We start from the raw sequence: 20,425 nt of genomic DNA, 5'->3' as shown, positions 1-20,425 counted from the left end.
GGACGTACGCGGGATGAGCGGGACGCGCCAGCGGGATCCGGACGATGCCGTGCGCGCCTGGCGGGGGATCGCGGACACCTCCGTGCTCCTCGACGGCTTCCATGCCATCAAGCACGCGCTGCGCTTCGGAGCGGTGATCCCCTCGGCTCTGGCCGGTGACAGGGCCGCTGTCCTCGCCCTCGCCGACGAGCTCGCGCCGGATGTGAAAGAAGCCCTCGACGCGCTCCTGGTCCAGGTCCCGGACACGACTCTGCGCTCCCTTGTGCCGCGTCTGCATCCCACCGGAGTGGCCGCTCTCGCGGTACGCCCTTCCCGTACGGCGAATCTCGACGCGCTGGCCCGCATGCCGAGGACCGCGCCCGTCGTCGTCCTCGACGACCCCCGCAACCTGGGCAACGCCGGGGCCGTGATCCGGCTCGCGGCGGGGTTCGGGGCGACGGGCGTCGTCACGACCGGCACGATCGACCCCTGGCACCCCACGGTCGTACGCGGCGGTGCCGGCCTGCACTTCGCCACGGCCGTCGAGCGGACGGACGTCTCCGAGCTGCCGCCGGGGCCGGTGTTCGCGCTCGACGCGGAGGGCGAGGACATCCGCGGCCTCAAGCTGCCGGACGACGCCGTGCTGGCCTTCGGGTCCGAGCGCAGCGGCCTGTCCGGGCAGCTGCGGGAGCGCGCCGACCACTTGGTCTCGCTGCCGATGCGACCCCAGGTCTCCAGCTACAACCTGGCCACCAGCGTCGGGATGACGCTCTTCCACTGGTCGGCGGGCAGGCCTCCGGGCGCGGAGGCCTGAACCCGCCGCGAGGCGTCAGGCGTCCCTGCGCACCTCCACCACCCGGAAGCGGTTGGCCACGAAAGCGCCGTCGCACAGGGCGGCGTTCGCCGCCGGGTTGCCGCCCGAGCCGTGGAAGTCCGAGAACGCGGCCGTCTGGTTCACATAGACGCCGCCCGTGAGGTTCAAGGAGAGCTGGGCGCACTCCTCCAGGCAGGTCTCCTCGACGGCTCCGGACACCTCGTCCGACGTCGTGTACGCGCCGACCGTCATCGCGCCCTTGTCGCGCACCGTGCGGCGCAGCAACTCCACGGCGTCCGCGGAGGAGTCGACCGCGACGGCGAAGGAGACGGGGCCGAAGCACTCGTTCAGATAGACCGCCTCGGCGTCCGGCTTCGCGCCGTCCAGCTTGACGATCACCGGAGTGCGGACCACGGCGTCCGGGAACTCCGGGTTGCTGATCTCCCGTGAGGGGAGAGCCACTTCGCCGAGACCCGCCGCGGCCTCAAGACGGGCCTTCACGTCCGGGTTCACGAGGGCGCCGAGGATGCCGTTCGCCCGGGCGTCGTCGCCGAGCAGGCCGTTCACCGATGCGGCGAGGTCGGAGACCACGTCGTCGTACGACTTGGCTCCGGCGTCGGTCGCGATGCCGTCCCGGGGGATCAGGAGGTTCTGCGGGGTCGTGCACATCTGGCCGCTGTACAGCGACAGGGAGAAGGCCAGGTTGGACAGCATCCCCTTGTAGTTGTCGGTCGAGTCGACGACGACCGTGTTCACGCCGGCCTTTTCCGTGTAGACCTGCGCCTGGCGGGCGTTGGCCTCCAGCCAGTCTCCGAAGGCCGTGGAACCCGTGTAGTCGATGATCTTGACCTCGGGGCGCACGGCGAGGGTCTTGGCGATGCCTTCGTCCGGTCGCTCGGCGGCCAGGCACACCAGGTTCGGGTCGAAGCCCGCGTCGGCGAGGACCTCGCGCGCGACACGCACCGTCAGCGCGAGCGGCAGCACCGCACGCGGGTGGGGCTTGACCAGGACCGGGTTGCCGGTGGCCAGGGAGGCGAACAGGCCCGGGTAGCCGTTCCACGTCGGGAACGTGTTGCAGCCGATCAGGAGCGCGATGCCGCGCGCCACGGGCGTGAAGCGCTTGTCCAGGGTGATCGGGTCGCGCTTGCCCTGGGGCTTGGACCACTCGGCGGCTTCGGGGGTGCGGGCCTGCTCGGCGTACGCATACGCCACCGCTTCGAGGCCGCGGTCCTGGGCGTGCGGTCCGCCCGCCTGGAAGGCCATCATGAAGGCCTGGCCGCTGGTGTGCATGACCGCGTGCGCCATCTCGTGCGTGCGGGCGCTGATGCGCGACAGGATCTCCAGACAGACCATCGCGCGCACTTCCGCGCCCGCCTCGCGCCAGGCGTGCATTCCGGCGCGCATCGCGGGCAGCAGCGTGTCGATGTCCGGGTGGGGGTACGTGATGCCCAACTCGGTTCCGTACGGCGAGATTTCCGCGCCTGTCCAGTCGTCCGTGCCCGGCTGGTCGAGGTCGAAGCGGCTGCCGAGGAGGGCGTCGAAGGCGGATTTGCCCTCGGGCAGGCTCAGGCTGCCGTTCTCTCCATAGGCCTTGGGGTGCTCGGGGTGCGGCGACCAGTACGCGCGCGTGCGGATCGTCTCCAGCGCTTGGTCGAGCGTGGGCCGGTGTGTGGCGATCAGCTGGTGCGCGGTGAGTTCGGCGGCCATATCGGACCAACTCCTCGTCGAGCCGGCTCTGCGTCGAGCCGGCGAGCTGGGCAGGGCGGTGGGCAGGAGCAGTGGGCGGGAACAGACAGACAGAGCTAGAGTAACCGAACGATCGGTCGGGACAAGGGGGTCCGCCGAACCTGTGGACAACTTCTCGCCGGGCACCCCCGCGCCCTCCGGCGGACGTCTCGTGCGGGAGGATCGCGAGCATGACAGCACTCGAGTTCAGCAGCCCCGTTGCCGTGGTCGGCACCGGCACCATGGGACAGGGCATAGCCCAGGTCGCCCTGCTGGCCGGCCACCCCGTGCGGCTGTACGACGCAGTGGAGGGCCAGGCGACGACCGCGGCGGCCGCGATCGGCGCGCGCCTGGACCGGCTCGTCGAGAAGGGCAGGCTCACCGCCGACGACCGGTCCGCCGCCGGGAGCCGGATCACACCGGTCGACGGCCTCGCCGATCTTGCCGGGTGCGGACTTGTCATCGAGGCGGTCCTGGAGCAACTGCCCGTCAAACAGAGCCTCTTCGAGGAGCTGGAAAAGATCGTGGACGAGGACTGTCTCCTCGCCACCAACACATCCTCCCTCTCCGTCACCGCCATCGCGGGCACGCTCGGAAAGCCCGGCCGCTTCGTCGGACTGCACTTCTTCAATCCGGCGCCGCTCCTCCCCCTCGTCGAGGTCGTCAGCGGCTCCGCGACCGACGAAACGGCCGCCACGCGCGCATACGAGACGGCGCGGGCCTGGGGCAAGACACCGGTGCGCAGCGCGGACACCCCCGGCTTCATCGTCAACCGGATCGCCCGCCCCTTCTACGCCGAGGCGCTGCGCCTCCACGAGGAGCGGGCCGCCGACCCGGCCACCATCGACGCCGTCCTCCGCGAATCGGGTGGCTTCAAGATGGGCCCCTTCGAGCTCACCGATCTCATCGGCCAGGACGTGAACGAGGCCGTCACCCGCTCCGTGTGGGAATCCTTCTTCCAGGACCCCAAATTCACGCCGTCGCTCGCCCAGCGCAGGCTCGTCGAATCGCGTCGCCTGGGCCGCAAGTCGGGGCAGGGCTGGTACGCGTACGGCGACGACGCACCGCGCCCGGAGCCGCACACCGCCGCCCCCGCGAAGGCCCCGGAGTCCGTCGCCCTGCACGGAGACCTCTTCCCGGCGGACGCGCTCGTCGACCTGATCAGGAAGGCGGGCATCCGGGTGGGCCGTGGGAAGGGCGTCCCGAGCTACCCCGGCTTCATCGAGCTCCCCAGCGGCGCGCAGCTCGCCCCGGCCGACGGTTCCGCGGCCGACGCGTCGGCGGAACCCACGATCCACTTCGACCTCGCGCTGGATTACCGGTCCGCGACCCGGATCGCCCTCGCCCCGTCGAGCAGGGTCGACGAACAAGCCCTGAAGGAGGCGACCGGCCTCTTCCAGGCGCTCGGCAAGAAGGTCAGCGTCATCGGGCACACCCCCGGAATGATCGTGGCGCGCACGGTGTGGATGCTCATCGACTTCGCCCTCGACGCCGTGGGGCGCGAGGTGGCGGACGCCGAGGACATCGACACCGCCATGCGCCTCGGCGTCAACTACCCGCTGGGCCCGATCGAATGGGGCCGCCGTCTCACCGCGTACCGGGTGGCAGAGGCGCTCGACCTCCTGAACGACGAGTACCCGAACGGGCGTTACGCGCCGTCCCAGGCCCTGCGGCGTCAGGCCGTGCGAGAGGAATACTCATGACCAACGCACGGCGCGACACGTACACCCCGGAGACCCTCCTGACGGTGGCCGTCCGGGTCTTCAACGAGCGCGGTTACGACGGCACGTCCATGGAGCACCTCTCCAAGGCGGCCGGAATCTCCAAGTCCTCGATCTACCACCACGTGTCCGGCAAGGAGGAGCTGCTGCGCCGTGCGGTGAGCCGGGCGCTCGACGGGCTCTTCGGGATCCTCGCCGAGGACCACGCGCGCGTGGGCACCGCCGTGCGGCGACTGGAGCACGTCACGCGCCGCACCGTCGAGGTGCTGATCGCCGAGCTGCCCTATGTGACGCTGCTGCTTCGCGTGCGCGGCAACACGGACACCGAGCGATGGGCCATGGAGCGGCGCAGGGAGTTCGACCTGCAAGTCGCCGATCTGCTCAAGGAGGCCATCGCCGACGGCGACCTGCGCTCCGACGTCGAGCTGCGTCTCGCCACCCGGCTGCTCTTCGGCATGATCAACTCCATCGTGGAGTGGTACAAGCCGGACGCCCGTGGCGCCTCGTCGGGCGAGCAGGTCGCCGACGCCGTCGTGCAGCTGGCCTTCGCGGGCCTGCGCAGCGGCAGCTGACGGGTCAGCTCTCCGGGTCCAGGTCGTCCTCCTCGAAGACCAGCAACGTACGCGTGCTGAGCACTTCGGGGATGGACTGCAGCCGGGTCAGGACCAGCTCGCGCAGCGCGCGGTTGTCCGGTGTGTGCACCAGGAGCAGCACGTCGAAGTCGCCGCTGACCAGCGCGATGTGAGAGGCGCCCGGCAACGTGCGCAGATGCTCGCGCACCGTGCGCCAGGTGTTCTGGACGATCTTGAGTGTGATGTACGCGGACGCGCCCTGGCCTGCCCGTTCGTGGTTGATCCGGGCGCCGAAGCCGCGGATCACACCGTCGTCGATGAGCCGGTTGATGCGCGCGTACGCGTTGGCCCGCGACACATGGACGCGCTCGGCCACGGACCGTATCGACGCGCGACCGTCCGTGTGCAGGATGTGCAGGATGTCGCGGTCGATCGAGTCCAGCGGGCGGGGCAGGCCCTCCTGGCGGTCGCCGGACCCGCTTTCCGGACGATCACCGTCGCGCCCGTCGGCCATTCGTTCAGATGCCATGTCCCCCCGCCTCCCTACCATGGACGTACTGCATCCATCCCAGGCTGTGGAGAACCGTTTGTCCACAGCCTGGAGGTGCCTGTAGCCAAAATGTGCCGACGACCGAACAATCGGTAGGTGAGGCGCCTCACGTTGTCGCGCCTCTTTGCCGCTCCCACGAGGAGATCGCTGCCACACGGAGGTGCCGACATGACGGTCATGGAGCAACGGGGCGTCTACCGGCCCACCCCGCCACCCGCATGGCAGCTCAGGACCGATCCCGCGCCGCTGCTGCCCGACGCGGAGCCGTACCGCGTCCTGGGCACCGAGGCCGCCGGCAAGGCCGACGAGGAGCTCCTGGGACGGCTGTACGCACAGCTGGTGCGCGGACGGCGGTACAACACGCAGGCGACCGCCCTCACGAAGCAGGGCAGGCTCGCCGTCTATCCGTCGAGCACCGGCCAGGAGGCGTGCGAGGTGGCCGCCGCGCTCGTCCTCGAGGAGCGGGACTGGCTCTTCCCCAGTTACCGGGACACGCTCGCCGCGGTCGCCCGTGGCCTCGACCCCGTCCAGGCGCTGACCCTGCTGCGCGGCGACTGGCACACCGGATACGACCCGCGTGAGCACCGCATAGCGCCCCTGTGCACCCCTCTCGCCACCCAGCTCCCGCACGCCGTGGGGCTCGCGCACGCCGCCCGTCTGAAAGGCGACGACGTAGTGGCGCTCGCCATGGTCGGCGACGGCGGCACCAGCGAGGGCGATTTCCACGAGGCGCTGAACTTCGCGGCCGTCTGGCAGGCGCCCGTCGTCTTCCTGGTGCAGAACAACGGCTTCGCGATCTCCGTGCCGCTCGACAAGCAGACGGCGGCCCCGTCCCTTGCCCACAAGGCCGTCGGGTACGGAATGCCGGGACGCCTGGTGGACGGCAACGACGCGGCGGCGGTGCACGAGGTGCTGAGCCAAGCGGTGTCCCGCGCGCGTCAGGGCGGCGGCCCCACGCTCGTCGAAGCGGTGACGTACCGCATGGACGCCCACACGAACGCCGATGACGCCACGCGCTACCGCGGGTCCGCCGAGGTCGAGGCCTGGCGCGCGCACGACCCGATCCTGCTTCTGGAGCGGGAGCTGACCGAGCGCGGTCTCCTCGACGAGGAACGGACCCGGGCGGCCCGTGACGACGCCGAGGCGATGGCGGCCGACCTGCGTGCACGCATGAACCAGGACTCCGAGCTGGACCCCATGGACCTCTTCGGCCATGTGTACGCCGAGCAGACCACCCAACTGCGCGAGCAGGCGGCCCAGCTGCGGGCCGAGCTCGAGGCAGAAGACAGCGCGGAGAACGTAGACGGCGAGGGGAACGCGCGATGAGCACGATCGCGGCCGAACGGGCCACCGAGAAGGCAGCCAAACCGGCCACCATGGCGCAGGCGCTCGGGCGCGCGCTGCGCGACTCCCTGGCCGACGACCCGGCCGTACACGTCCTCGGAGAGGACGTCGGTGCGCTCGGCGGGGTCTTCCGGGTCACCGACGGACTCACCAAGGAGTTCGGCGAAGACCGCTGTACGGACACACCGCTCGCCGAGGCGGGCATCCTGGGGACGGCCGTCGGCATGGCGATGTACGGGCTCCGGCCCGTCGTCGAGATGCAGTTCGACGCGTTCGCCTACCCCGCCTTCGAGCAGCTGATCTCCCACGTGGCGCGGATGCGCAACCGCACGCGGGGCGCGATGCCGCTGCCCATCACGGTGCGCGTGCCCTACGGCGGTGGCATCGGAGGCGTCGAGCACCACAGCGACTCCTCCGAGGCGTACTACATGGCGACTCCGGGGCTCCACGTCGTCACGCCCGCCACGGTCGCCGACGCCTATGGCCTGCTGCGGGCCTCCATCGCCTCCGACGACCCGGTCGTCTTCCTGGAGCCGAAGCGCCTCTACTGGTCCAAGGCCGACTGGAACCCCGACGCCCCGCAGGCCGTTGAACCCATAGGCAAGGCAGTGGTGCGGCGCACCGGGCGCAGCGCCACGCTCCTCACGTACGGCCCTTCCGTGCCCGTCTGTCTTGAGGCGGCCGAGGCGGCGGTCGCCGAGGGCTGGGACCTCGAAGTGGTCGATCTGCGCTCCCTCGTGCCCTTCGACGACGAGACGGTGGCCGCTTCCGTGCGGCGGACCGGGCGCGCGGTCGTCGTGCATGAGTCGGGCGGGTTCGGCGGTCCCGGCGGGGAGATCGCCGCACGTGTCACCGAGCGGTGCTTCCACCACCTTCAGGCGCCGGTCCTGCGCGTCGCCGGATTCGACATTCCCTATCCGCCGCCGATGCTCGAGCGGCATCACCTGCCCGGCGTGGACCGGATCCTGGACGCGGTCGCGCGGTTGCAGTGGGAGGCGGACAGCTGATGGCGCCCGGTCTGAACGTGAACAGCCTCGAGTTCAAGCTGCCCGACCTCGGTGAGGGGCTCACGGAGGCGGAGATCACCCGCTGGCTCGTACAGGTCGGCGATGTCGTCGCCGTGGACCAGCCCGTCGTCGAGGTGGAGACGGCCAAGGCGATGGTGGAGGTGCCCTGCCCGTACGGAGGCGTGGTGACGGCCCGCTTCGGTGAGGAGGGCACGGAACTTCCGGTGGGATCGCCACTGTTGACGGTCGCCGTCGGCGCTGCGGCCGGGAACACCGATGCGGCTCCGCAGGAGCCGGCGGAGCGGGCGCTTCAGGCGGCTGCCGCCGAGGAGTCCTCCGGTAACGTCCTGGTCGGGTACGGCACGGCCGCGGCGCCCGCGCGACGCAGGAGGGTGCGTCCGGCGGGGCCCGCCACACAGTTCGCCCCGGAGCCTGCCTCGCAGCCCGTACGGCAGCCCGTCACACGGTCCGTACGGCAGCCCGTACGGCAGGAGGAACCGCCGCCGCGGCTGCGGGAGCCTGCCGAGACGCCCGAGGGCTCCGGTCCGGCCAACCGCCCGAACGCGGACGGCCCGATACCGGTGATCTCGCCCCTCGTGCGGAAGCTGGCCCGTGAGAACGGCGTGGAGCTGCGGGAGTTGACGGGCACGGGTCCGGACGGGCTGATCATGCGGGCCGACGTGGAGACGGCCATCGCGGAAGGCCGGACGACCGCGCATGAGGCGTTGGCGCACGAGACGGCCGCGCATGAGGCGTTGGCGCACGAGACGGCCGCGCACGAGGAAACGCTCACGCACCCGACGGTGGCACCGGCCGGCGAGGTGTCCCGCGAAGCGCCGACGGCGGAGGCCCGCTATCCCCTGACCGGCATCAGGGGCCTCGTCGCGGACAAGATGTCCCGCAGCAGGCGTGAGATACCGGAAGCCACCTGCTGGGTCGACGCCGACGCGACCGAACTGCTCGCGGCGCGCGCCGCGATGAACGCCGCCGTGAAGGAGGGCGACGGGCGGAAGATCTCGCTGCTCGCGCTGTTCGCCCGCATCAGCGTGGCGGCCCTCGCCCGCTACCCGATGCTCAACTCCACCGTGGACATGGAGGCGCGCGAGGTGGTCCGGCTCGCCGACGTCCATCTCGGCTTCGCCGCGCAGACCGACCGCGGTCTGGTCGTCCCCGTCGTCCGGAACGCGAACAAGCGGACCACCGACTCGGTCAACACCGAGTTGATCCGGCTCACGGAGTCGGCGCGGGACGGGAAGCTGACGCCGGGGGAACTGACAGGCGGCACGTTCACGTTGAACAACTACGGGGTGTTCGGGGTCGACGGCTCCACGCCGATCATCAATCACCCCGAGGCGGCCATGCTCGGCGTGGGCCGGATCGTGCCCAAGCCGTGGGTGCACCAGGGAGAGTTGGCGGTGCGTCACGTCGTGCAGCTCTCGCTCACCTTCGATCACCGGGTGTGCGACGGCGGTACGGCGGGCGGGTTCCTGCGGTTCGTGGCGGACTGCGTGGAGCGGCCCGCGGTGCTGCTGCGGGCGGTATGAGCAGGCCCGGGGCAGCGCCGTGAGTCCTGGCGCGGCGATGTGAGTCCCCCTGCAGAGGCGATGTGAGTCCTCCTACAGAAGGGAGCGCCGAGGGGTGGCAATGATCCTTCGTGCGCCCATACTCGGGGGATGACCGCGCAGAGGGCTCCGGGTGGCGCCGTATCCGCCGCCGCGCACGCCGCCCCGACCGATGTCCCGCCCGACGATCGGCACGACGCTCCGTACGACGCCGTGGTGCTCGCGGGCGGCGGCGCCAGACGGCTCGGCGGCGCGGACAAGCCCGGCGTACGGGTGGGCGGCCGGGCGCTGCTCGACCGGGTGCTCGCCGCGTGTTCCGGAGCGGGTACGACGGTGGTCGTCGCCGGGCCCCGTCCGACCGCTCGCCCCGTGGTGTGGGCGCGCGAGGAACCTGCCGGGGCGGGGCCGCTCGCCGCTCTCGACGCGGGGTTGCGGCGCACGGGGGCGGAGCAGGTGGTGGTGCTCTCCGCCGATCTGCCCTTCCTGGAAGAGGCGACGGTTCAAAGTCTTCTCGCCGCCCTGCGGGAGAGCGGCGCGGACGGTGCGGTGCTGAGGGACCCCGGAGGCCGGGACCAGCCGCTGGTCGCCGCCTACCGCAGCGCCTCACTGAAGCGTGAGACGGCGCTGCTCGCCGTTGAGCACGATGGTCTGACGGGTCTTCCGCTGAGGTCGCTCACCGCGCGGCTCGAACTCGCCCGGGTCGCTGACCCGGTCGCGTCCTTCGACTGCGACACCTGGGACGACATCGCCGCCGCACGGGCGCGTATCAGGGAGCATGGGCACGTGTTGGATGAATGGATTTCCGCAGTCAAGGACGAACTGGGCATCGAGCTCGACGTCGACACCGGCTTGCTGCTCGACCTCGCCCGCGACGCCGCACACGGCGTGGCCAGGCCTGCGGCTCCGCTGACCACCTTCCTGGTGGGGTACGCGGCGGCGCGGGCCGAGGGCGGCGGGCCCGAGGCGGTGGCCGAAGCCACCCGCAAGGCGGCGGCGCTGGCCACGCGGTGGGCGGAGGAGGGCGACGGCACCGATGCGGGGCCCGGCGAGAAGCCGGATGCCGCCCCGGCCGTGACGCCACCGGGCTCCGCGCCCGACGTGGCGCCGCAGGTGGACCGGCCCGACCCGGGGCAGGACGCGCGGGCCGATATGCGGCCGGATGCCGGATGACTGGGCGGCCCGCGCCGGACGCCGAGCTCGACGAGGCTCTCGCCCTGGTGAACGACGACCATGACCGCAGGTCCGGCAGGCGCGCCGACGGTGCGCCCGTCGGCGGCGGCGACCTTCGGTGTGCGTCGGCCACCTCGGGTGACCCGGGGAACGACGCCCCGCCCCAGCCTCAGTCCGGCCCCGCGGCACCCGCCGCACCCACCGCACCCACCGCACCCGCCGCGGCGAGTGGACCCAGCGGCCAGGCCACCCCCAGCCCCAGCGACCCCACCGCCCAAGCCAAGCACCGCGACATCACCCCCTGGCCCGCAGCCCGCGCTGCTGCCGGACGCGCTCCCCGGCCGGTCCCCGCCGTCTCCGAGCCGAGCACCGTCCCTCTGGGCCAAGCGCTCGGCCTCGTTCTTGCCGCGCCCCTCGTCGCCCTCACCGACCTGCCCTCCTTCGACACCTCCGCTATGGACGGGTGGGCCGTAGCCGGGCCAGGGCCCTGGGACGTTCGGGCCGACGGGATTCTCGCCGGGCACGGGCGGCCGGACCCGCTCTCCGACGGCGAGGCCGTACGGATCGCGACCGGGGCACGGATTCCGCGGGAGGCCACCGCCGTCATCCGTAGCGAGCACGGCCTCACCGACGACAAGGGGCGGCTGCACCCCCAGCGGGACGTCACGCAGGGGCAGGACATCCGGCCACGCGGCCAGGAGTGCCGCTCCGGCGATCAACTCCTGCCACTGGGCACCCTGGTGACCCCGGCGGTGCTCGGTCTCGCGGCAGCGGCGGGATACGACGAACTGCCCGTGGTGCCCCGGCCCAGAGCCGAAGTGCTGATCCTGGGCGACGAATTGCTGACCGATGGGCTCCCCCAGGACGGCCTCATCCGTGACGCGCTCGGGCCCATGCTCCCGCCCTGGCTGCGCTCGCTCGGCGCGGAAGTCATCGGCGTGCGCAGGCTCGGTGACGACGCCGAGGCGCTCCACGAGGCCATCACCACCTCGACCGCCGATCTCATCGTCACCACCGGCGGCACCGCATCCGGGCCGGTCGACCATGTCCACCCCATCCTGCGCCGCATCGGCGCCGAACTCCTCGTGGACGGCGTCGCGGTACGCCCCGGGCACCCCATGCTGCTCGCCCGTATCGCCCCCGACCGGCACCTCGTCGGCCTGCCCGGCAATCCGCTCGCCGCCGTCTCCGGCCTGCTGACCCTGGCCGAGCCCCTGCTGCGTACGCTCTCGGGGCGCCCCGCCTCGTCGCCGTACACCGCTGCTCTGCGCGAGGACGTGCACGGACACCCGCACGACACCCGGCTCGTCCCCGTCACCCTCCGCGCCGACCACGCGGTGCCGCTGCACTACAACGGCCCGGCCATGCTGCGCGGGATCGCGGTGGCCGACGGCCTCGCGGTCGTCCCGCCGGGGGGCGGGCGGCAGGGCCAGGAGCTGGAGTTCCTCGACCTCCCGTGGGGCGCCGACACGGCGGCCGGGGAGTGTTTCACGTGAAACTTCCCGGCCACGACGCCATCGCCCGCCACCCCGACGAACACCTCGTCACCCACCGCATCAAGCTGCCCCGCCGAGTCGTCGAGCGGCCCCTGCTCCAGGTCGGCAAGCGGCTCCTCATGGCGCTCGCGGTGCTCGCCCTGACGACCTTCATCGTCTGGATCGACCGCGGCGGCTACCACGACAACTCGGACGACGCGCTCGACTTCCTCGACGCCGCCTACTACTCCACCGTCACGCTCTCCACCACCGGCTACGGCGATATCGTCCCGTACAGCGACAGCGCGCGGCTCTGCAACATTCTCCTGATCACGCCGCTGCGCGTGCTCTTCCTGATCATCCTGGTCGGCACCACTCTCGAAGTGCTCACGGAACGTACGCGCGAGGAATGGCGCCTGAACCGCTGGAGGTCCAACTTGCGTGAACACACCGTCGTCGTCGGCTTCGGTACGAAGGGCCGCTCCGCGATCCAGACCGTCTGCGCCACCGGCCTGAAGCCCGAGCAGATCGTGGTCGTCGACCCGAGCGCGAAGGTCGTCGACGCCGCCACGGCGGAGGGCTACGCGGGAGTCATCGGCGACGCGACGCGCAGCGATGTGCTGCTCCGTGCCGAGGTGCAGCGCGCCCGGCAGATCATCATCGCGACCCAGCGCGACGACACCGCGGTACTGGTCACGCTGACCGCCCGGCAGATGAACCGCGGGGCGAAGATCGTGGCCGCTGTGCGCGAGGAGGAGAACGCGCCGCTGCTTCGGCAGTCCGGCGCCGACGCGGTGATCACCAGTGCCAGCGCGGCGGGACGGCTGCTGGGCCTCTCCGTGCTCAGCCCGAGTGCGGGCATGGTCATGGAGGACCTGATCCAGCAGGGCAGCGGGCTCGATCTCGTCGAACGGCCGGTGATAAAGGCCGAGGTGGGGATGGGGGTACGCGAGACGGACGACCTCGTCGTGAGTGTCGTACGCGGGCACCGGGTGCTCGGGTACGACGATCCTGCCGTCGGGAAGCTGCAGTTGATGGACCGTCTCATCACCATCGTGCGGGCGACGCCGACGTCACCGATGGCTCCTGACGCCCGGTCGAATCCGCCGCGCGGCGGTCTGCGCACGTAGTCGGACCGGCTGGAATCCACAGAGAGTAGCCTCGCCCGCATGCATGCGATCACGATCCCCGAAGCCGGTGGACCCGAAGCGCTCGTATGGGCCGAGGTCCCCGATCCCGTACCCGGCGAGGGTGAGGTGCTGGTCGACGTCGTGGCCAGCGCCGTGAACCGCGCCGACCTGCTCCAGCGCCAGGGCTTCTACAACCCCCCACCCGGCTCGTCCCCCTATCCGGGACTCGAGTGCGCGGGCCGCGTCACCGACATCGGTGCCGGTGTCTCCGGATGGGAGATCGGCGACGAGGTGTGCGCGCTGCTCGCCGGGGGCGGCTACGCCGAGCAGGTCGTCGTCCCCGCCGGTCAGCTGATGCCCGTACCCGAAGGCGTCGACCTCGTCACGGCGGCCGCGCTGCCCGAGGTGACGTCGACGGTCTGGTCCAACGTCTTCATGATTTCCCACCTCCGTCCCGGCGAGACGTTCCTCGTACACGGCGGCTCCAGCGGTATCGGCACCATGGCGATCCAGCTGGCGAAGGCCGTCGGCGCCAAGGTGGCGGTCACGGCGGGCAGCAAGGAGAAGCTCGACTTCTGCCGGGAGCTCGGCGCGGACATCCTCGTCAACTACCGCGAGCAGGACTTCGTCGAGGAGCTCAAGAGCGCCACGGACGGCGCGGGCGCGGACGTCATCCTCGACAACATGGGCGCCAAGTACCTGGACCGGAACGTGCAGACCCTCGCCACCAACGGCCGTCTCGCGATCATCGGTATGCAGGGCGGAGTCAAGGGCGAGCTGAACATCGCCACGCTCCTGAACAAGCGCGCCGCCGTCACCGCGACCTCCCTGCGCGGCCGTCCCGCCGCGGAGAAGGCAACGATCGTCGCGGCGGTGCGCGAGCACGTGTGGCCGCTGATCGCCGCGGGCCACGTACGCCCGATCGTCGACCAGACGGTTCCGATGAGTGACGCGGCGACCGCCCACCGCGTACTGGAGGAGAGCTCGCACATCGGCAAGGTGCTGCTCGTTCGCTGAGCGCCTCGCCACCGGGTTGCCGAGACAGGCCGCTGAGACAGGCCGTTGAGACAGGTCGCTGAGACGGTCGAGATGCCGGAGTTGTGTCACTGTGTGACGCTTGGTGCAGCTTCAGTGATCTCTCTTGATCTTGATCTTGGCGACCCGGTAGCGGGAGGGGGTCAGCGCGATGACTCCGATGACTCCATGGCTTCGTCCCTTGCTTCGTCCTTTGCTGATCCTGACGGTGCTCCTGGCCGTCTCACCGATATCACTCTCGTACGCCGCTGATCCCTCCCCCAGCGAGACCCGTGCCGGAAGCGTCCCCGGCGAGGGCCGGGTCCGGCCCGGGCGTGCGGATCCGGTGCCACCACCGCCACCACCCCCCTCTCCGGCGGTGTCCGTACCGGCCCACAGGCCGAAGCCGCCCCCCGCCGAGCAGGCCGACAAGCAGGCCGACAAGCAGGCCGACAGGCAGTCCGGCACCAGGACCACCGCATCCGACGCCACCCGGCGCACCGCCGCCGGACCGGCCGTCCCCGGTCTTCGCGTCCTGCCGCTCGGCAGCGGGCTCGTCCTCATCGGCCTCGGTCTCGCCTTCCTCGCCGTGCGGCTGCGACGAGGCTGATACGGCCGCCCCGTACACGGTGGATCAGCGGCAAATGGGGGCACTACCGATGTGTGATGTACGCGTGCGAGAGAATGGCGGCATGGAGATGCCGAGGAACGAAAGGTCGCCGGAGAGCCCCCAGGTCCTGGTTGTCGGACAGGACGGAATGGCGCTCGGCGGCGGCGGAGACGACGAATCCCGCGAGGTCCCGGTGACGGACATGGTCGAACAGCCGGCGAAGGTCATGCGCATCGGCAGCATGATCAAGCAGCTGCTCGAGGAGGTGCGGGCGGCACCTCTCGACGAGGCGAGCCGGGTACGGCTCAAGGAGATCCACGCCAGTTCGGTCAAGGAGCTCGAGGACGGTCTGGCCCCCGAGCTCGTCGAGGAACTGGAACGGCTCTCCCTGCCCTTCACCGACGAGGGAGTGCCCAGCGACGCCGAACTGCGCATCGCGCAGGCCCAGCTCGTGGGATGGCTGGAGGGGCTTTTCCACGGGATCCAGACGGCTCTCTTCGCGCAGCAGATGGCCGCGCGGGCACAGCTTGAGTCGATGCGGCGCGCGTTGCCGCCCGGTGCGGGCGGCGGCGAGGAGGAAGAGGACGGCGGTATCGCGGGGCGGTCCGGAGGGCCCTACCTCTAAGCGGATACCAGTAAGCGGCCACCCGGTACTGAAGAACGCCAGATACCAAAGAACGCCACGTAGTAAAAACGCCAGGTACTGAAAACGTGAAGGGCCCGGTCACAAGGTGACCGGGCCCTTCACGTCAGGTTCCGCGCCTCACATCAGGTTCCGCGCCCGGAGTCAGGCGCTGAAGCCGTTCAGGACGGGTTGCCCGTGGAGAGCGTGAACTCGATCTTCACGTCCTTCGGGTCGATGTCCGAGTCCTCCTTGGGGGACTGCTGCATGACGGTGTCCTTCCCATAGGTGTTCTCGTCGATCGTGCGCTTGTCGTACTGCCAGCCGGACGCCTGCAGGCACTTCTGCACGGAGCGCCAGTCCTTGAACGTGAAGTTCGGGACCTTGATCTTGGTCTCGTCGTTGTACGCGGTCTCGGGCTCGGTGCACACGCTGGTCTCCACCGTCTGAGTCCGGTCCGGACCCCGATACCCTTCCGCGGGCGCGCTCGACTCCGTCTCCTTGCCCGCCGTGCCGCCCCCGTCGTCCTTGTTCATCGACAGCGCCGCGATCAGGCCGCCGACGGCGATCAGCGCGACGACGATCGAGCCGACGATCACCGGCATGTTCCGCTTGCCGCCGCCCGACCCGGATCCACCCTGGCCCTGCACGGACGTCTGCTGCGGCGAGATCGAGTACGGCGGCGGGGTCTGCGCGCCCTGCTGGGCGTACGCGTTCGCGGGCGCCGGAGTCTGGTAGCCGCCCTGCTGCGGGTAGCCGTACCCCGGGGTCACGGGGGCCGGGGCCGGAGTGGGCGGGCCGTAGGGACCCGGCTGGTACGGAGTCTGGACGTTGCCGCTCTGCGGCAACGAGCTGTCGACCGGCGGGAAGACCGCGGAGCCGACGCCCGCACCGCTCGCCGTCTGGGCCCCCGGCACGATGCTCGGCGCGGCCACCTGGAGCGACTGGGCGACGCGCAGGCACTCGTCGCGCATCGACTCGGCGGTCGGGAAACGCTCGTTCGGGTTCTTCTTCAGCGCGCGGGCGACGATCGCGTCCACCGCGGGCGGCAGCGAGCGGTTGATCGAGGACGGAGCGACCGGCTCCTCCTGGACGTGCGCGTACGCGATGGCCAGCGGCGAGTCCGCCTCGAAGGGCAGCCGCCCGGTGGTCAGCTGGAACAGCATGATGCCGACGGAGTAGAGGTCGGAGCGGGCGTCGACGCCGCGGCCGAGGGCCTGCTCCGGCGAGAGGTACTGGGGGGTGCCGACGACCATGCCGGTCTGCGTCATGGAGGTGACGCCGGACTGCATGGCGCGGGCGATGCCGAAGTCCATGACCTTGACGACGTTGCGCTTCGTCATCATCACGTTGCCGGGCTTGATGTCGCGGTGGACCAGGCCCATCTCGTGGCTGATCTCAAGTGCGGCGAGGACATCGGCGGTGATCTTCAGCGCCTGGTCGGACGGCATCGCGCCGAACTGGGCGACGGACGTGTCGAGCACGGAGCCGAGCGGCTTGCCCTCCACGTACTCCATGACGATGTACGGCATCGTCGCGCCGTCGAGGTCTTCCTCGCCCGTGTCGAAGACCGAGACGATGTTCGTGTGAGTGAGCTTGGCCACCGACTGGGCCTCGCGGCGGAAGCGCTCGCGGAAGGACTGCTCACGACCGAGCTCGCTGTGAAGCGTCTTGATCGCGACTTGACGATCGAGCACGGAGTCGTAAGCGAGGTGGACGGAGGCCATGCCGCCTTCACCGAGAAGATCACGCAGCTGGTACCGGCCACCGGCCAGCGAGCGTCCCGCATACCGTCCCTGTACGCCGTCCTGGCTGCTCATGTCGTGCGTCCCCCATCGGCGCGGCGTGCCGGACGGCTCCGCGGTCGGTGATCCATTCCCGCTATTCCTGGCCAAGTCTGCCCGAGGGCCCTGCTACGTCAAGCTCGATGCCCGTTCCGTGACCGTACGCGCAAGAAGCGTCTCGGAAGCGTTACAAGTTTGCGCGTGAGGGTGCCCGGCGGGTTTGATGTCCGGTCCACCTCGAACCGTCGGGACGCGTGAAGGCTGTAGCGTGACCCGGCGGGGCTCTCCCGGTACCACCAAGCACCACGACCAGAAACGACGGCGAGGACTGATGGCACAGACGCAGCGCGCTCAGGGCCCGTCCGACCCCGAGGCGACTGGCGGCGGTATGTCGGATGCGCCGGAGTTGTGGGGTAATGGCGGTCTTGTTGGGGACGGCCGATATCGGCTTACCCACAGACTCGGCCGGGGCGGCATGGCAGAGGTGTTCGCGGCCGAGGACGTACGTCTGGGCCGGACCGTCGCCGTCAAACTGCTCCGCTCCGACCTCGCTGAGGACCCGGTCTCCAAGGCGCGCTTCACGCGCGAGGCCCAGTCGGTCGCGGGACTCAACCACCACGCCGTGGTCGCGGTCTACGACTCCGGTGAGGACGTCGTCGGGCCGAGCGTCGTCCCGTACATCGTCATGGAGATCGTCGAGGGCCGGACGATCCGCGATCTGCTGCTCAACGCGGAGGCGCCGGGTCCCGAGCAGGCCCTGATCATCGTCTCCGGGGTGCTTGAGGCGCTCGCGTACTCGCATCAGCACGGCATCGTGCACCGTGACATCAAGCCCGCGAACGTGATCATCACCGACACCGGCGCGGTGAAGGTGATGGACTTCGGTATCGCCCGTGCCCTGCACGGCGCGCAGTCGACGATGACCCAGACCGGCATGGTCATGGGCACGCCCCAGTACCTCTCCCCGGAGCAGGCGCTCGGCAAGGCCGTCGACCACCGCTCCGACCTCTACGCGACCGGCTGTCTGCTCTACGAACTCCTCGCGCTGCGGCCCCCGTTCACCGGCGAGACGCCGCTCTCCGTGGTCTACCAGCACGTCCAGGACATCCCCGTACCGCCGTCGGAGACCTCCGACGGGTCGCCGCCGGAGCTGGACGGCCTGGTGATGCGTTCGCTGGCCAAGGACCCGGACGACCGCTTCCAGACCGCCGAGGAGATGCGCGGTCTGGTCCAGTACGGGCTGCAGATGCTCCACGAGCAGGGCAGCCACACCGGGACCTGGAACACCGGGCCCGTCGACGTCGCGGGCATGCACCAGGGCGGCAACACCCCGGCGATGGGCGTCGCGGGCACCACCGCGATGCAGCACCCCGGCGACTCGGGCACCGCCCAGATCCCGGGCGCCATGCTGCGTCCGCCGGGTGGCGACGACGGCGGCTTCGACGGCAGTCACCGCGACGGGAACGGCCGGGGCGGCCGGGGCAAGATGTGGATCCTCGCCGTGCTCGCGGTCATCGCGATCGCCGTGGGTGTCGCGTTCGCGCTGACGGCGAACGACAACAAGTCGAAGGACACGGACACCCCGACGAAGTCGCCGACGAAGCAGTCGGAGTCGAAGAAGCCGAGCAAGAGCTCGGACGAGGAGACCTCGGACCAGAACAGCACTGAGCCCGGCGACGGCTCCGGCGGTCAGGGTGACTGGAGCCCGTCCCAGCCGAACACCACCGGCCCGACCACTCCTGACACGCCCACCGAGAACGAGCCGTCGAACGACCCGACGGATCCCACCGACGATCCCACCGAGCCGTCGGATGACCCGACGACGCCCTCCGGGGACGCCAGCGACCCGACGACCCCGGACCCGCCGGTGACCAACGGCGGCACCGAGGGCGGGGACGTCGCCGGCGGCGACGGGGGCGAGGGCTGAGCAGAGGCGAGAGTCTCCTACGCATACGCATACGCACGCGCGCGTGGAGCCCGAAAGGGCGCCACGCGCGCGTGCGTCGTCACAGGGGGCGGTACACGGGCACTACAGGGGTTTGCGGGCCCCAGGAGGCGGGGTCACCGTGTGCGCTGGAGCTGCCGGTTCCGGCCGCCCTGCAGGGTGTGCACCGTGGCCAGCTGCGGCTCTATGCGCATATAGACCGGGTCGTAGAGCTCGCCGTCCACGTAGTGCGGCCCCGGGCCGAAGAGTTCCAGCTCGGCATTGGTCGGCTCGATGACCTCGCAGAGGCCGACGAACTGCACGGTCCACTGCCCCGTGCGCGCGGTCTCGGCGCTGAGGTTGTCCGCCCCGTAGGCGACGACACTGCCGATGCAGGCCTCGTGGTACCCGTACCCCTTGTGCATCCGCAGCAGGATGCGCCCGTCCACGACCACGTGGCGGGCGGCGGCGAGGAAGGGCAGCGCGCGCATGCTGGTCGCGACCCGGCCGTAGTCGGTGCGGCCGAGCAGTTCGAAGGCGAGCCGCTCGTCCTGTTCCTGATCGTCGGTGGGCATACGTCCACCCTCTGGCACCGGCGGGGGGCCGGGGAAGGGGATCTGGCCCCTAGGGGACGAGGACGTAAGTCCCGTTTCGGATCACGAGACGTATTGCGGGATCACTTTCAGTGATTCTGCTCCGCCTGAATGCGCGCCACGTAGGCCGCCGCCTGCGAGCGCCGCTCCATGCCGAGTTTGGAGAGCAGGCTGGAGACGTAATTCTTGATCGTTTTCTCGGCGAGGTGCAGCCGCTCGCCGATCACCCGGTTGGTCAGGCCCTCGCCGATCAGGTCGAGGATCTTCCGCTCCTGGTCCGTCAGGTTCGACATGCGGTCGTCGCCCTTGGGGGTGTTTCCGTCGCGAAGCCGCTCCAGGACCCGGGCCGTGGCGACGGGGTCGAGCAGGGACTTTCCGGCCGCCACATCACGTACGGCGGAGAGCAGTTCATTGCCGCGAATGGCCTTCAGGACATAGCCGGAAGCGCCCGCCATGATCGCGTCGAAGAGGGCTTCGTCGTCCGCGAACGAGGTGAGCATCAGGCATTTGATGTCCTCGTTCTGCGAACGGATCTCACGGCAGACCTCGACACCGCTGCCGTCCGGAAGCCGCACGTCGAGCACGGCCACGTCCGGTCGCGTCGCCGGAATCCTGACCAGGGCGTCCGCCGCTGTACCCGCCTCGCCGACGACCTCGATATCGGACTCCACGGAGAGCAGCTCATGGACTCCTCGCCGCACCACTTCATGGTCGTCGAGGAGAAATACCGTAATTTTTCCGTCTTCGCGCACGGAGCCAGTCTCACACACGATCTCTTCTTGCGCCCCAGCTGAACTCTTCCCGTGCGTGGGGTGCCCGGGATAACGTG

Annotated in this window: 18 protein-coding genes; 13 read left to right on the top strand and 5 right to left on the bottom strand. The window is 70.5% G+C overall.

Annotated features, from left to right (window positions below; translation table 11 throughout):
- The first annotated feature begins 13 nt into the window (after positions 1-13).
- A complete protein-coding gene (locus ACFVXC_RS07660) occupies positions 14-793 on the top strand; it encodes a TrmH family RNA methyltransferase (protein ID WP_389902508.1) in 780 nt (259 codons plus the stop codon).
- Positions 794-808: 15 nt separating this feature from the next.
- On the opposite strand, the gene paaN is transcribed toward ACFVXC_RS07660, so the two are convergent.
- Positions 809-2,500 carry a phenylacetic acid degradation protein PaaN gene (gene paaN, locus ACFVXC_RS07655; RefSeq protein WP_389902506.1) on the bottom strand — a complete coding sequence of 564 codons (1,692 nt, stop codon included), beginning with the start codon at positions 2,498-2,500 and terminating at the stop codon, positions 809-811.
- Between the two features lie 209 nt (positions 2,501-2,709).
- Here paaN and ACFVXC_RS07650 point away from each other — a divergent pair, with 209 nt between their 5' ends.
- Both ACFVXC_RS07650 and ACFVXC_RS07645 read left to right on the top strand, forming a co-directional pair.
- Complete coding sequence (locus ACFVXC_RS07650; protein ID WP_389902505.1) at positions 2,710-4,221, top strand: 3-hydroxyacyl-CoA dehydrogenase; 1,512 nt, start codon at positions 2,710-2,712, stop codon at positions 4,219-4,221.
- Positions 4,218-4,811: a TetR/AcrR family transcriptional regulator gene (locus ACFVXC_RS07645; RefSeq protein ID WP_389902504.1), complete on the top strand. Its 594-nt coding sequence runs from the start codon at positions 4,218-4,220 to the stop codon at positions 4,809-4,811. Before ACFVXC_RS07650 ends, ACFVXC_RS07645 begins: the two co-directional genes overlap by 4 nt.
- A gap of 4 nt (positions 4,812-4,815) precedes the next feature.
- Here the strand turns inward: ACFVXC_RS07645 and ACFVXC_RS07640 are convergent, their stop codons facing one another.
- Positions 4,816-5,325 (bottom strand): Lrp/AsnC family transcriptional regulator, encoded by a 510-nt coding sequence (locus ACFVXC_RS07640; protein ID WP_389903013.1) that lies wholly within the window; start codon positions 5,323-5,325, stop codon positions 4,816-4,818.
- A 204-nt stretch (positions 5,326-5,529) separates the two neighbouring features.
- Here ACFVXC_RS07640 and pdhA point away from each other — a divergent pair, with 204 nt between their 5' ends.
- From pdhA to ACFVXC_RS07595, 9 genes are all read left to right on the top strand, one after another.
- The gene (gene pdhA, locus ACFVXC_RS07635) at positions 5,530-6,687 is read left to right on the top strand and encodes a pyruvate dehydrogenase (acetyl-transferring) E1 component subunit alpha (RefSeq protein ID WP_389902501.1); all 1,158 of its coding nucleotides are present in this window, start codon (positions 5,530-5,532) and stop codon (positions 6,685-6,687) included.
- On the top strand, positions 6,684-7,712 hold the full coding sequence (locus ACFVXC_RS07630) for an alpha-ketoacid dehydrogenase subunit beta (RefSeq protein ID WP_389902499.1): 1,029 nt from the start codon (positions 6,684-6,686) through the stop codon (positions 7,710-7,712). The genes pdhA and ACFVXC_RS07630 overlap by 4 nt, the downstream gene beginning before the upstream one ends.
- Entirely contained in the window at positions 7,712-9,256 is a 1,545-nt protein-coding gene (locus ACFVXC_RS07625) for a dihydrolipoamide acetyltransferase family protein (RefSeq protein WP_389902498.1), read from the top strand. The genes ACFVXC_RS07630 and ACFVXC_RS07625 overlap by 1 nt, the downstream gene beginning before the upstream one ends.
- Positions 9,257-9,385: 129 nt before the next feature.
- Positions 9,386-10,444, top strand: coding sequence for an NTP transferase domain-containing protein (locus tag ACFVXC_RS07620; protein ID WP_389902495.1), 1,059 nt, complete (start codon positions 9,386-9,388; stop codon positions 10,442-10,444).
- Positions 10,441-11,940 carry a molybdopterin molybdotransferase MoeA gene (locus ACFVXC_RS07615; protein ID WP_389902494.1) on the top strand — a complete coding sequence of 500 codons (1,500 nt, stop codon included), beginning with the start codon at positions 10,441-10,443 and terminating at the stop codon, positions 11,938-11,940. Before ACFVXC_RS07620 ends, ACFVXC_RS07615 begins: the two co-directional genes overlap by 4 nt.
- Positions 11,937-13,049: a potassium channel family protein gene (locus ACFVXC_RS07610; protein ID WP_389902493.1), complete on the top strand. Its 1,113-nt coding sequence runs from the start codon at positions 11,937-11,939 to the stop codon at positions 13,047-13,049. The genes ACFVXC_RS07615 and ACFVXC_RS07610 overlap by 4 nt, the downstream gene beginning before the upstream one ends.
- Positions 13,050-13,088: 39 nt before the next feature.
- On the top strand, positions 13,089-14,066 hold the full coding sequence (locus ACFVXC_RS07605) for an NAD(P)H-quinone oxidoreductase (protein WP_389902491.1): 978 nt from the start codon (positions 13,089-13,091) through the stop codon (positions 14,064-14,066).
- Between the two features lie 376 nt (positions 14,067-14,442).
- Complete coding sequence (locus tag ACFVXC_RS07600) at positions 14,443-14,673, top strand: hypothetical protein (protein ID WP_389902488.1); 231 nt, start codon at positions 14,443-14,445, stop codon at positions 14,671-14,673.
- A gap of 82 nt (positions 14,674-14,755) precedes the next feature.
- Entirely contained in the window at positions 14,756-15,298 is a 543-nt protein-coding gene (locus ACFVXC_RS07595; RefSeq protein ID WP_389902486.1) for a bacterial proteasome activator family protein, read from the top strand.
- Positions 15,299-15,477: 179 nt separating this feature from the next.
- Here ACFVXC_RS07595 and ACFVXC_RS07590 read toward each other — a convergent pair whose 3' ends face one another.
- Complete coding sequence (locus ACFVXC_RS07590) at positions 15,478-17,115, bottom strand: protein kinase (RefSeq protein WP_389902484.1); 1,638 nt, start codon at positions 17,113-17,115, stop codon at positions 15,478-15,480.
- 295 nt (positions 17,116-17,410) lie between these two features.
- Here ACFVXC_RS07590 and ACFVXC_RS07585 point away from each other — a divergent pair, with 295 nt between their 5' ends.
- A complete protein-coding gene (locus ACFVXC_RS07585; RefSeq protein WP_389902481.1) occupies positions 17,411-19,006 on the top strand; it encodes a protein kinase in 1,596 nt (531 codons plus the stop codon).
- Between the two features lie 134 nt (positions 19,007-19,140).
- On the opposite strand, the gene ACFVXC_RS07580 is transcribed toward ACFVXC_RS07585, so the two are convergent.
- Positions 19,141-19,578 carry a pyridoxamine 5'-phosphate oxidase family protein gene (locus ACFVXC_RS07580; RefSeq protein ID WP_389902480.1) on the bottom strand — a complete coding sequence of 146 codons (438 nt, stop codon included), beginning with the start codon at positions 19,576-19,578 and terminating at the stop codon, positions 19,141-19,143.
- Positions 19,579-19,685: 107 nt separating this feature from the next.
- Positions 19,686-20,348: a response regulator gene (locus ACFVXC_RS07575; RefSeq protein ID WP_383284176.1), complete on the bottom strand. Its 663-nt coding sequence runs from the start codon at positions 20,346-20,348 to the stop codon at positions 19,686-19,688.
- Between the last annotated feature and the right edge of the window lie 77 nt (positions 20,349-20,425).

The organism is Streptomyces sp. NPDC058257, from assembly GCF_042881845.1.
Lineage (GTDB): Bacteria > Actinomycetota > Actinomycetes > Streptomycetales > Streptomycetaceae > Streptomyces.
The sequence above is the reverse complement of the archived record's forward strand: the minus strand, read 5'-3'. Positions and strand labels throughout refer to the sequence as shown.